Origin of the sequence: Phenylobacterium sp., from assembly GCF_044371015.1 — a bacterium.
GTDB lineage: Bacteria > Pseudomonadota > Alphaproteobacteria > Caulobacterales > Caulobacteraceae > Phenylobacterium.
Window position 1 is genome coordinate 1 of sequence record NZ_JBILUK010000088.1, and the last position, 12,126, is coordinate 12,126.

Here is a 12,126-nt window from a genome sequence, read left to right on the forward strand (position 1 = left end):
GGCCTTGGACTACGCCCTGCAGCGCCGCCAATTCGGCGAGCCGCTGGTGCGCTTCCCCCGCGTGGCCAACAAGCTGGCGATGATGGCTGCTGAACTCTTGGGAGCTCGCCGCCTGGCCTGGTTCGCCGCCGCCGCCAAGGACGAAGGCCGCCGCTGTGACCTGGAGGCCGGCATGGCCAAACTCACCGCCGCGCGCATCGCCTGGGCGGCGGCCGACAGCGCGGTGCAGATCCACGGGGGAACCGGTTTCGCGGTCGAGCAGCCGGTCAGTCGCGTGCTGGCTGACGCGCGGATTCTCAACATCTTCGAGGGCGCGGGCGAGATCCAGGCCCAGGTGATCGCGCGGCGGCTGCTCGAGGGCGCGAACTGAGGGGCCTGCGCCGCATCGCCGGTCCTCTCCTCAGGACGCTAAGCCCCGACTTTCTGGTTCGGGCGCGGACGCCCGGTCCGACAGCCGGTCACCGCCCAGCCAAGGCTTCAGAGCCCGGAGGCCACGGGTGGCCATGGGCAGGCTGGTTACGACGATAATCATTAGCGAATGAAATGATCGTCGCCACCATTCCCAATTTCTGCAATTGAAAGCACACACCTAGACCCACGCCGCACATTCGCCGGGGGGCTCCATGGACATTCTCGCGCTCGCGACCGGCAACCTGCTTCAGCCGGCGGTGCTGTTCTTCGTGTTGGGCATGCTGGCGGGGTTTGCGAAATCGGACCTCTCGATCCCCGAGGGCGTGGTCAAGACCATGGCCCTCTACCTGATGCTCTGCATCGGCTTCAAAGGCGGAGTAGAGGCTGCCAAGGCCGGGCTCACGCCGGACTTCCTGGTCAGCGCCCTGACTGCGCTGATCCTCAGTTTCGGACTCCCGGTGGTGGCGTTCGGCATCCTGAGCCTGTTCCCCAAGCTCGATCGCTCGACCCGGGCGGCGACGGCGGCGCATTACGGATCGGTCTCGGCGGTTACCTTCGCGGCGGCCAGCGAGTACCTGCGAGGCCAGGGCGTTCCCTATGCCGCCTACATGGCCGCCATCGTGGCCGTAATGGAGACGCCCGCGATCGTTTCGGGGCTGATGTTGGCCGGCCGCGGCGGCAACCGCGAGCAGCGGGCGCCGATGGGTGAAGTGCTGCGCGAGGTGCTGCTGAACGGAACGGTGGTGCTGTTGCTCGGCGCCTTCGTGATCGGCGCAATCACCGGCGATCGGGGTCTCGCCAAGATCGATGTGTTCGTGAACCCGCTGTTCCAGGGGATCCTCTGCCTGTTCCTATTGGAGATGGGCCTGGTGGCGGTTCGCCGGCTGATGAGCGCCAACAAGCTGACCCCCGGCATGGTGGTTTTCGGCATCGCCATGCCGCTGATCAGCATGAGCGCCGCGCTCGGCCTCTGCGCGCTTCTGGGCGTGCCGCACGGCAACTGGGCGATGATGGCGATTCTTGCGGCGAGCGCTTCCTACATCGCCGTGCCCGCGGCCATGAGCCTAGCCCTGCCGCGCGCCGATGCCGGCGTCTATCTGCCGCTGTCGCTCGGTGTGACGTTCCCGTTCAACATCATCGTCGGCATTCCGCTCTACCTATGGATCGCCCAACGGTTGGCCTGAGTCTGGCCTGAGGCGCGCGCGGCCTCTAAGAACAGAGGCATGCGAGAGATTTCCCACTTCATCGGCGGCGCTTCGGTCGCCGGGACCAGCGGCCGCTACGGCGAGGTGTTCAACCCCAACACCGGCGAGGTGCAGGCCCGTGTGGCTCTGGCCACGGCGGCTGAACTAGATGCGGCGGTCGCCTCGGCCCTGAAGGCGCAGGGCCCCTGGGCCAGCGTCAATCCCCAGCGCCGGGCGCGGGTGATGTTCGAGTTCAAGCGGCTGGTGGAAGCCCGCATGAGCGAGCTGGCCGAGATCCTCTCCTCCGAGCACGGCAAGGTGATCGCTGACAGCAACGGCGACATCCAGCGAGGCCTTGAGGTTATCGAGTTCGCCTGCGGCATCCCGCATGCGCTGAAGGGTGAGTACACCGAGGGCGCCGGACCCGGGATCGACGTCTATTCGATGCGCCAGCCGCTTGGTGTTTGCGCGGGCATCACCCCGTTCAACTTCCCGGCCATGATCCCGATGTGGATGTTCGGAGTCTCCATCGCTGTGGGGAACACCTTCATCCTCAAGCCGAGTGAAAAGGATCCGACCGTCCCGGTGCGGCTGGCCGAGCTGATGATGGAGGCGGGCGCCGCCATCGGTCTGGACCTGGCGGGCGTCTTGAACGTCGTTCACGGCGACAAGATCGCTGTGGACGCCATCCTTGATCACCCGGACATCCGGGCGGTGAGTTTTGTCGGCTCCTCCGACATCGCCCACTACGTCTATTCGCGCGGCACCGCGGCCGGAAAGCGGGTGCAGGCCATGGGCGGGGCCAAGAACCACGGGATCATCCTGCCGGACGCCGACCTGGAGCAGGCCACCAAGGACATCATCGGCGCGGCCTACGGTTCGGCCGGCGAACGATGCATGGCGTTGCCGGTGGTCGTTCCCGTCGGCCGCAAGACCGCGGACGAAGTGCGCGAGCGGGTGCTGGCCGAGCTCGAAACGCTCAAGGTCGGAACCTCGACCGATCCCGCCGCCCAGTATGGACCGGTGGTGTCTCAAGCCCACCGGGACAAGATCGCCGGCTACATCCAGACCGGCGTCGATGAAGGCGCCGAGCTGGTGGTCGACGGTCGCGACTTCAAGCTGCAGGGCTACGAGCAGGGCTTCTTTATCGGCCCCAGCCTGTTCGACCAGGTGAAGCCCCGCATGAAGACCTATCAGGAAGAAATCTTCGGGCCGGTCCTGCAGATCGTAAGAGCAGAGAGCTTCGAAGAAGCGCTCGATCTGCCGTCATCCCATCAGTACGGCAACGGCGTGGCCATCTTCACGCGCAACGGGCGCGCGGCCCGCGAGTTCGCCAGCAGGGTCAATGTCGGGATGGTGGGCATCAACGTGCCGATCCCGGTGCCAGTCGCCTACCACACCTTCGGCGGCTGGAAGCGCTCAGCCTTCGGCGACGCCAACCAGCACGGCATGGAGGGCATCCGGTTCTGGACCAAGATCAAGACCATCACGGCCCGCTGGCCGGAAGGCGCAGTCGAGGATAGCGCCTTCGTCATCCCCACCATGCGCTGAGGTCTACGGACATGACCCGCTTTCGCCTGATCGTCCTTCTACTCGTCATCCTGACCGCCGCCGGCGCCGGGGGCTGGGCGCTCTGGCACTACGACCTGCGCTGGCGGCCCAAGACGATCACCAAGCACCAGGAGGAGATCACCCAACTGCTGGAGACTGCGGGCTGGGTCTCGCCGGGGCTGAAGGACAAGCGGCTCTACATGGTCTCGTTCCGCTCCTGTCCCGACTGCATCCGCTTCAAGGCCGAGCAGTACCCCGACCTGCACGCCGCGGGGGTCGATACCCGGCTCATCCAGGTGGCCCGTCGGGACGTGAACGGACTGGCCAAGTCCACGCCGGCCGAACGCGCCACCGTGGCCCAGCTTTGGCTCACCCGCGACTGGGCGCTGCAGGAGCGCTGGATGAAGGTGCCGCCCACCGCCTGGACGGCGCCTGGCCTGCCTCCGGTCGATGGCGACATGGCGCGCACCGCCGTGGTCGAGGCCGGCCGCAAGCTGGTCGATGAGCTCCGCCCGCTGCTCAAGGATAACGGCGTCAACTTCGCCTATCCGCTGCTGGTCTGGTGGGACGAAAAGGGGAGGATGCGCGCCTGCGCCTGCGAGAAGCGCGAGACCTATCGCTTTGTCCGTAAGGACCTGGGGCTCAAACCCGCTCCATGACCTCTGCTCTCCGCGCCGCTTACGACGCCCGCGTCGCCTCGGGCGCGATCCGGCCTGATCCCGCACAGGCTGCGGCGCTCGCGCCGTTGATCCGGCTGGAAAGCGAGCTCACCGCGGCGCGTCCATCCGGGCTGGCGGGGCTGTTCCGCAAACCCGCGCCGGGCCCGCGCGGGGTCTACCTCATTGGTCCGGTGGGGCGGGGCAAGTCCATGCTGATGGATCTGTTTCACGAAACCGCGCCTGAACCGCTGAAGCGCCGCACCCACTTTCACGTGTTCATGGGCGAGGTGCACCGGCTGATAGACGCCTGGCGCAAGGGCGACGCGGCGGCGCGCAAGGCGCGCTTTGGCCAGCACAAGGGCGATGATCCGATTCCGCCGGTCGCCGACGTGATCGCGCGCGAGGCCCGCCTGCTGTGCTTTGACGAGTTCCAGGTTACCGATATCGCCGACGCTATGATCCTGGGCCGGTTGTTCGAGGCGTTGTTCGGACGCGGCGTGACCCTGGTGGCGACCTCCAACCGGCTGCCGGACGATCTCTATCGCAATGGCATCAATCGCCAGCTGTTCCTGCCCTTCATTGCGCTTCTCAAGGCCCGCGCCGAGGTGGTGACGATCGCCGGACCGCACGACTATCGCCTGGACCGGTTGCGGGCCGCCGGCGTCTGGTTCTCGCCCATCGATCCCGATAACATCCGTAACGCCCGCGCGCTCTGGGCCGACATGCTGGGCCCCGAGGCCGAAGACGGCGAGACCCTCGAGGTGCTCGGCCGCAAGCTCCATTTTTCCAAGGCGGCGGGCGGACTGTTGCGCGCCGATTTCGACGAGCTCTGCAACGTGGCGTTGGGTCCTAACGACTATGTCGCCATCGCCGAACGCTTTCATACCGTGTTCCTCGAGCAGGTGCCGCGCCTGACGCCCGACCGGCGCGAGGCCGCACGCCGATTCGTGATCCTGATCGACGCCCTCTACGAAGCGCGCACCCATCTGGTCATGCTGGCCGAAGCCGAGCCCGCGAAGCTTTATCCGGAGGGCGACGGCGCCTTCGAGTTTGAACGCACGGCGTCCCGGCTGCAGGAGATGCGCTCGGCGGGGTGGCTGGAGGAGCGGTAGGGCTTCAGGAGATGACCATGCGCTATCCCGTCGCCATCGAGCCCGGCCACGCCGATCAGGCCTTTGGTGTCGTTGTTCCGGATCTGCCGGGGTGCTTTTTGGCGGGCGACACCCTGGACGAGGCGATGAGCGGCGTGGAGGAGGCGGCGGCGGCCTGGATCGACGCCACCCTCGACGCCGGCGGCGCCCTGCCGCCACCGAGTGATCTGGGGACCCTGCGTGATCGCCCCGAGTTTGCGGGCTGGAGTTTCGGCGTGGTCACCATCGACCCGGCCATTCTCGATGACACGACGGAGCGGGTGAACATCGAATTACGGTGACAGTTGCAATAACCCCTAATCTCAGGCGGCGGACCAAGCTTTGGAAACTTAGGGGTTATTGCAACTGTCACCGTAATTGCAACTGTCACCGTAATTGCAACTGTCACCGTAATTGCAACTGTCACCGTAATTGCAACTGTCACCGTAATTGCAACTGTCACCGTAATTGCAACTGTCACCGTAATTGCATCTGTCACCGTAATTGCAACTGTCACCGTAATTGCAACTGTCACCGTAATTGCACGCGCGGCGCTCTTGACCGAACGGCCTGTTGTTTGACATAACAAATGTTACATAACATGCGATACGTCAAAAGGCGGCGGAATGCCCAAGGTTGTAGATCATGAGGAGCGGCGCGCCGGGTTTGTAACGGCAAGCTGGGATGTCATCGCTGAGGAAGGCCTTGGCGCCGCGACGCTTCGCCGAGTGGCCTCGGCGGCGGGCGTGACGACTGGCGCGCTCACTCATTATTTCTTCGACCGCGAGGCGCTGCTTGTCGAGGCATTGCGCGCCGCGCACTTCGCGGCCGGCGCCCGGATGCGGCGAGCAGTTGCAGCTCCGCGGTCCGATCGCGCGAGACTATCGGCCGTGCTCGACGAGGCTCTGCCGTTCGATGCTGCGCGTCTCCGCGAATGGCGGGTCTGGCTGGCCTTCTGGGGGGAAGCCGTCGGCAATCCGCGACTTCGCCGCGAGAATGAAGAACGTGTCGCGGAATGGCGAGACCTCCTGGAGGCGCTCGTGGCGCCGCTGGTGGCAGGCGCCGCGACTTCAGGGGCTGCGTCCGCTGAACTGTTGAGCCTGGTCGATGGCTTGGGATTGCGGCTTGCCCTTGCCCCGCGAGCGACGCTTGCGCGGGAACAGGCGGCGGCTCGCTCGGTCATTGATCGCGCAGTCATGCGCCTTAGCCGCCTTGAAGCGGTCCCGGGTCGAGCCGACGAACCAGAATCTTCTGAACATATCGCGGGGGATGCGAAGTGAGCCAAACCCAAAACGGCATGAGCAAACGGCTGAAGACCTTACTCCTGATTACCGACATATTGTTTTTGACATACTGGGCTGCGTCCTTGCTTCATTTGCTCGGCGTTTTTCAAATGCCGCCCAGCATGATGTACGCTGACTTCGATCAGCCTCGCGTGTTTGCCTGGAACTGGTCGTTCCTGCCCTTGGACGTCCTGTTCTCGATCACCGGGATCGCGGCTGTCAGACTGTCGACGGCCGGAGATCCTCGCTGGCGGCCAATGGCCATGATCTCACTCTGCCTGACCTTCGTCGCCGGCCTGATGGCGATCGGTTACTGGACCATTCTCGGTGAGTTCGATCCAGCCTGGTATCTGCCGAACCTGGCGTTGGCGGTCTGGCCCTTGTTCTTCCTGCCCGGGCTGCTGAACGCGACCGTCCGCCCTGCATGACGCGGGGTCGGCCTCGGCGTCCGGTCCGCCTGCGTCGAGCCCCCCGGGCTCGCCTCCGGCTGCGACCGGAGTTACCACCAGCTATCCAGCCCGCAAGCTCTCCACCAGCGCCTGGGCGTAGGGCCGCAACACCTCATCGGCCCTGACCACGATGGTGAGTTCGCGGAGCGCCCAGTCGTCGGTCAGCTCGATGACCGCCAGGGCCATGGTCTGGGCGGCGCGGTGGGCCGTGGTCTGGGGGACCACGCCGACGCCGACGCCGGCGGCCACCAGCCGGCAGACCGCATCGAAGCTGCGTAGCTGGATGCGCGCCTTCAGGGGGCGGCCCTCGCGGGCGGCCTTGCCGGTCAGAAACCGTTGCAGGGAGCTTGAGCGTTCCAGCCCGACGATGTCGAAGTCCAGCACCTCGGCAAACGCCATCCGGGATCGCGCGGCCAGCGGATGGTTCTGCGCCGCCACCACCACGAACCGGTCGGAGCGAAACGGATAGGTCTGCAGACGGCCGACATCGACGGTGCCGGCGACGATGCCGATGTCGCCGACGCCCTCGGCGATCAGGCCGACGATCTCGTCGGACAGCCGCTCCTCCAGATCGACGTTGACCTGCGGGTGGGCGGCGAGGAACAGGCTGAGCGGTTCCGGCAGGAATTCCGTCAGGGCGTTGGTGTTGGCCAGAAGCCGGACCTCACCGGAAAGGCCGCCGGCGAACGCGGCCAGGTCCTCTCGCATGCGGGCGGTCTGCGACAACACCAGCCGGGCATGCTTGAGAAGGGTGTGTCCAGCCGGCGTCAGCGCCACGCCGGCGCGTGACCGGGTCAGCAGCGCCGCGCCCAGGTCGGCCTCCATCTGGCGGATACGCGTGGACGCCGCAGCCAGCGCCAACGCACTGCGTTCCGCGCCGGCCGTTATGGAGCCCGCATCCGCCACGTCGCGAAACAGCCTGAGGTCTGTGAGATCGAAGCGCATCCTTCGTCTTTCGCGAAGCAAACCTCGGCGATTTGCGCATTGCGTCCCTGCGAGGGCGCTTGATACTTCATGCTGTGCGAAGCCTCGCGTCAAGCGCAACAACGCAGGCGCGGCAGTTTCGTTGACACTCAGGGCTTGGGGTTCAAGAGTGCCGTTCTGGGGATTTGGGGAGGCGAGCAACACGCCATGACAACCGTTCCACGCGGACCGGCAGACCGTCCGATGTCGCCGCATCTTCAGGTGTGGCGCTGGCATGTGACCATGCTGACCTCGATCCTGCACCGGGTGACCGGCGTGGGTCTCTATGCAGGGGCCCTGATGGTCGCGGTCTGGGCTGTGGCGTTGGCCAGCGGGCCTGACGCCTATGCGATGGTGATGGGCCTGCTCGGCTCGCCGCTCGGCCGGCTGGTGATGCTGGGTATGACGCTTTCGGTGTTCTACCACCTGGGCAACGGGGTCCGGCATCTGATCTGGGATCTGGGCCATGGACTGGATCTCCCCAGCGCCAACGCCTCGGCCTATGGCGTGTTCGGCTTCACCCTGGCCGCCACCGCCGCGGCCTGGATCATCGCCTACATGACCGGAGCGCTGGCATGAGCTTCCGCACACCGCTTTCCCAGGCGCGGGGCCTGGGCTCGGCCAAGCACGGCGTGACCCACTGGCTGTCAGAGCGGGTCGGCGCCGCAGCGCTGGTCCCGCTAGTGATCTGGGGCGCCTACAGCGTTATCCTGCTGGCCGGCCTCGACTATGACGGCGCGGTCGCCTGGGTGCGCCAGCCGGTCAACGCCACCCTCCTCATCCTGACCCTCGCGGTTTCGTTCAGCCACATGCAGCAGGGCGTCCGGGTGATCATCGAGGACTACGTCTACAGCCACCTCAGCAAGGCCGCCGCTCTGCTCGCCAACCTGTTCCTCTGCGGACTGGCCGGGGCGCTCGCCATTTTCTCCATCCTCAAGGTCGCGCTGGGAGGCGCTTAGAACCGATATGGCCTCCTATGAATTCATCGATCACCGATTTGATGTCGTCGTCGTGGGCGCGGGCGGCTCGGGCCTGCGCGCCGCGCTGGGTTGCGCGCAGGCTGGCCTGAAGACCGCCTGCATCACCAAGGTGTTCCCGACCCGGTCGCACACGGTGGCGGCGCAGGGCGGGATCTCCGCCTCGCTCGGCAATATGGGCGAGGATGACTGGCGCTGGCACATGTACGACACCGTCAAGGGGTCTGACTGGCTGGGCGACCAGGACGCCATCGAATACCTCTGCCGGAACGCGCCGGCGGCGGTCTACGAACTGGAGCACTGGGGCGTTCCGTTCAGTCGTACGTCGGACGGCAAGATCTACCAGCGCGCCTTCGGCGGCATGACCAAGAACTATGGCGAGGCGCCGATCCAGCGCACCTGCGCGGCGGCCGACCGCACCGGTCACGCCATGCTGCACACCATGTACGGCCAGAGCCTCGCGCACTCGACCGAGTTCTTCATCGAGTATTTCGCCCTTGATCTGATCATGGATGAGGGCGTCTGCCGGGGCGTCACCGCCTGGAAGCTCGACGACGGCACGCTGCACCGCTTCCAGGCTCAGCTGGTGATCCTGGCCACCGGCGGCTACGGCCGCGCCTACTTCTCGGCCACCTCGGCCCATACCTGCACCGGCGACGGCGGCGGCATGACGCTGCGCGCCGGCCTGCCGCTGCAGGACATGGAGTTCGTGCAGTTCCACCCGACCGGCATCTATGGCTCGGGCTGCCTGATCACCGAGGGCGCCCGTGGCGAGGGGGGCTACCTTACAAACTCCCAGGGCGAGCGGTTCATGGAGCGCTATGCGCCCACCGTGAAAGACCTGGCGCCGCGCGACATGGTCAGCCGCGCCATGACCATGGAGATCCGCGAAGGCCGCGGTGTGGGACCGAAGAAGGATCACATCTTCCTGCACCTCGACCATCTGGATCCCAAGATCCTGGCCGAGCGCCTGCCGGGGATCTCGGAGAGCGCCAAGATCTTCGCTGGCGTCGACGTGACCAAGGAGCCGATTCCGGTGCTCCCGACCGTCCACTACAACATGGGCGGCATCCCCACGAACTTCTACTCAGAGGTCGTCACCAAGGCCGGTAAGGATCCCGACAAGGTGGTGCCCGGCCTCATGGCGGTCGGCGAGGCCGCCTGCGTCTCGGTGCACGGCGCCAACCGTCTGGGTTCCAATTCGCTGATCGATCTGGTGGTGTTCGGCCGGTCAGCCGCCTTACGCGCGGCCGATACGATCAAGGCGGGCGCGACGCAGCCCGAGCTCAAGCCCGCCATGACCGATGGGCATCTGGCCCGCCTGGATCGCTTCCGCCACGCTGACGGCGGCACGTCCACGGCCGAGCTGCGGCTGGAAATGCAGATGGCGATGCAGGAGGACGCGGCCGTCTATCGCACCGCCGATGCGCTCAAGTCCGGCGTCAAGCGAATGGAAGCGGTCAACGCCAAGCGGCCCGACCTCAAGGTCAGCGACCGCTCGATGATCTGGAACTCCGACCTGATGGAGACTCTGGAGCTCGACAACCTGATCGGCCAGGCGCTGGTCACCGTGGTCGGCGCGGAGAACCGCAAGGAGAGCCGCGGCGCCCACGCCCACGAGGACTATCCGGATCGTGACGACAAGGCCTGGATGAAGCACACGCTCACCTGGTTCGATGACGCATCCGGCAAGGTGAAGATCGACTACCGCCCGGTGCATGACTTCACCATGACCAACGACATCGCCCCGTTCCCGCCCAAGGCGCGGGTCTACTAGGTCGGAAGGAACAAGACGCCATGGTCCAGCTCACCCTTCCGAAGAACTCCAAGGTCACCGGCGGCAAGCACCACAAGGCCCCGGCGGGCTCGGGCAAGGTGAAGACCTTCAAGGTCTATCGCTACGATCCCGACGCCGGCGCCAATCCGCGCTGGGACACCTATGAAGTCGATGTCAGCCAATGCGGGCCGATGGTCCTGGACGTGCTGATCCACATCAAGACCCACATCGACCCCACGCTCACTTTCCGCCGCTCATGCCGCGAGGGTATCTGCGGCTCGTGCGCCATGAACATCGCCGGACGGAATACGCTGGCCTGCATCCACGGCCACGAGGAATGCCCAGGCGATAAGGTCTCGATCAGCCCGCTGCCGCACATGCCAGTGGTCAAGGACCTGGTGCCGGACCTCACCCTCTTCTACGCCCAGTACGCCTCGGTGCAGCCCTGGCTCCAGACCGAGACGCCGGAGCCGCGCACCGAGTGGAAGCAGTCGCCGGAAGACCGCGAAAAGCTCGACGGCCTCTATGAGTGCATTCTCTGCGCCTGCTGCTCGACCAGTTGCCCGAGCTACTGGTGGAACCAGGAGAAGTATCTCGGCCCCGCCGCCCTGCTGCACGCCTATCGCTGGATCATCGACAGCCGAGACGAAGCGACGGGCGACCGGCTGGACGACCTGGAAGACCCCTTCAAGCTCTACCGCTGCCACACCATCATGAACTGCGCCCAGGTCTGCCCCAAGGGCCTCAACCCCGCCAAGGCCATCGCCGAGGTGAAGAAGATGCTGGCCGACCGGGTGGTGTAGGGCCGCTGGTCCGACGCCAACCTGTGGCATGTTCGCCAGGGAGGCTGCTCCTCGCTTGAGCGCGACGCCGGGCCATGGCGTAGTGGCGTATGCTTCGGGTCCGCCACCTCTCCGTGCTCGGCGCCTTGGCGCTTGCAACGTCTGCGGCTGCGCTTGTGCTCGCCGCGCCCTTGCCGGTCGCCGCCCAGACTGCCGCAAGTCCGGCGCCGACCGACCTGACGACACGCTTCAACGCCTTCCTCGATCAGGAGTTCCGCGAGTCGCTCAGGCTCAACCCGGAAGCCTCGACCACTCTAGGCGTGAGGTCCGGTGAGGATCGACTGAGCGATCAAAGCGAGGCCGGTGAACGGGAGGCGCTGGATTGGCGTCGCGGCAGCGTCGCGCGGATGAAGGCGGGCTACCGGCGGGACCAGCTGTCGCCCGAGGGTCGGATTAGTTTCGACATGTGGGACCAGGAACTCGACGCTGCTGAGCTGACCTGGAAATTCCGACGCCAAGGGCTGGTCTTCGGACGCAGCAGCCCGCACTCGAGCCTGCCCGCGTTCCTGATCAATTCACATCTGGTCATCACGTCGGCTGACATGAGGGCCTACAACGCCCGCTTGAGGGCGCTGGGCGCGGCCATGGACCAGGCCCGGGAGCGGGCCGCTGCGGCGAGCGCCGAAGGGATCCGCATGCCGCGCTTCCGGTATGAGCGCCTCATCGCCGAGAGCCGGCGGCTTATCGCCGGGGCGCCCTTTGCCGAGGGGGCGGACTCCCCGCTCTGGTCCGACGCCAAGGCCAAAGTCGCCAGGCTCTCTGCGGCCGGGAGCGTCTCGCCCGCCGAGGCGCAGGCCCTGCTCGACGAGGCGAAGGTGGCGCTCACCGGCCACATGAAGCCCGCCTACGAACGGCTGATCGGCTGGGCGGAGGGCGACGTCGCCCAGGCCCCGTCCGGCA

General features: G+C 66.2%; 14 protein-coding genes. 13 read left to right on the plus strand and 1 reads right to left on the minus strand.

Features of this window, described 5'->3' with window-relative positions; translation table 11 throughout:
- The 8 genes from ACIQ3R_RS09250 to ACIQ3R_RS09285 all read left to right on the plus strand — a co-directional run.
- The coding region (locus ACIQ3R_RS09250; protein ID WP_397417632.1) for an acyl-CoA dehydrogenase family protein at window positions 1-370 on the plus strand (370 nt) is incomplete at its 5' end.
- A 253-nt stretch (window positions 371-623) separates the two neighbouring features.
- Window positions 624-1,595, plus strand: a complete 972-nt coding sequence (locus ACIQ3R_RS09255; RefSeq protein ID WP_397417634.1) for a sodium-dependent bicarbonate transport family permease — start codon at window positions 624-626, stop codon at window positions 1,593-1,595.
- Window positions 1,596-1,634: 39 nt separating this feature from the next.
- Window positions 1,635-3,146, plus strand: coding sequence for a CoA-acylating methylmalonate-semialdehyde dehydrogenase (locus ACIQ3R_RS09260; protein WP_397417637.1), 1,512 nt, complete (start codon window positions 1,635-1,637; stop codon window positions 3,144-3,146).
- Window positions 3,147-3,157: 11 nt separating this feature from the next.
- On the plus strand, window positions 3,158-3,805 hold the full coding sequence (locus ACIQ3R_RS09265) for a hypothetical protein (RefSeq protein WP_397417640.1): 648 nt from the start codon (window positions 3,158-3,160) through the stop codon (window positions 3,803-3,805).
- Window positions 3,802-4,917 carry a cell division protein ZapE gene (zapE, locus tag ACIQ3R_RS09270; protein ID WP_397417642.1) on the plus strand — a complete coding sequence of 372 codons (1,116 nt, stop codon included), beginning with the start codon at window positions 3,802-3,804 and terminating at the stop codon, window positions 4,915-4,917. Before ACIQ3R_RS09265 ends, zapE begins: the two co-directional genes overlap by 4 nt.
- 17 nt (window positions 4,918-4,934) lie before the next feature.
- Window positions 4,935-5,237, plus strand: coding sequence for a type II toxin-antitoxin system HicB family antitoxin (locus tag ACIQ3R_RS09275; protein ID WP_397417644.1), 303 nt, complete (start codon window positions 4,935-4,937; stop codon window positions 5,235-5,237).
- Between the two features lie 324 nt (window positions 5,238-5,561).
- Window positions 5,562-6,215 carry a TetR/AcrR family transcriptional regulator gene (locus ACIQ3R_RS09280; protein WP_397417647.1) on the plus strand — a complete coding sequence of 218 codons (654 nt, stop codon included), beginning with the start codon at window positions 5,562-5,564 and terminating at the stop codon, window positions 6,213-6,215.
- Complete coding sequence (locus tag ACIQ3R_RS09285) at window positions 6,212-6,646, plus strand: DUF5360 family protein (RefSeq protein ID WP_397417650.1); 435 nt, start codon at window positions 6,212-6,214, stop codon at window positions 6,644-6,646. The genes ACIQ3R_RS09280 and ACIQ3R_RS09285 overlap by 4 nt, the downstream gene beginning before the upstream one ends.
- Before the next feature lie 81 nt (window positions 6,647-6,727).
- Here ACIQ3R_RS09285 and ACIQ3R_RS09290 read toward each other — a convergent pair whose 3' ends face one another.
- Window positions 6,728-7,612, minus strand: a complete 885-nt coding sequence (locus ACIQ3R_RS09290; protein WP_397417652.1) for a LysR substrate-binding domain-containing protein — start codon at window positions 7,610-7,612, stop codon at window positions 6,728-6,730.
- Between the two features lie 222 nt (window positions 7,613-7,834).
- Here ACIQ3R_RS09290 and sdhC point away from each other — a divergent pair, with 222 nt between their 5' ends.
- From sdhC to ACIQ3R_RS09315, 5 genes are all read left to right on the plus strand, one after another.
- On the plus strand, window positions 7,835-8,209 hold the full coding sequence (gene sdhC / locus ACIQ3R_RS09295) for a succinate dehydrogenase, cytochrome b556 subunit (RefSeq protein WP_397417654.1): 375 nt from the start codon (window positions 7,835-7,837) through the stop codon (window positions 8,207-8,209).
- A complete protein-coding gene (gene sdhD / locus ACIQ3R_RS09300) occupies window positions 8,206-8,589 on the plus strand; it encodes a succinate dehydrogenase, hydrophobic membrane anchor protein (RefSeq protein ID WP_397417656.1) in 384 nt (127 codons plus the stop codon). Before sdhC ends, sdhD begins: the two co-directional genes overlap by 4 nt.
- Window positions 8,590-8,596: 7 nt before the next feature.
- Entirely contained in the window at window positions 8,597-10,384 is a 1,788-nt protein-coding gene (gene sdhA / locus ACIQ3R_RS09305) for a succinate dehydrogenase flavoprotein subunit (protein ID WP_397417658.1), read from the plus strand.
- A 20-nt stretch (window positions 10,385-10,404) separates the two neighbouring features.
- Window positions 10,405-11,187 (plus strand): succinate dehydrogenase iron-sulfur subunit, encoded by a 783-nt coding sequence (locus tag ACIQ3R_RS09310; protein WP_397417661.1) that lies wholly within the window; start codon window positions 10,405-10,407, stop codon window positions 11,185-11,187.
- Between the two features lie 89 nt (window positions 11,188-11,276).
- A partial coding sequence (locus tag ACIQ3R_RS09315; RefSeq protein WP_397417664.1) for a DUF885 family protein occupies window positions 11,277-12,126 on the plus strand: 850 nt, incomplete at its 3' end.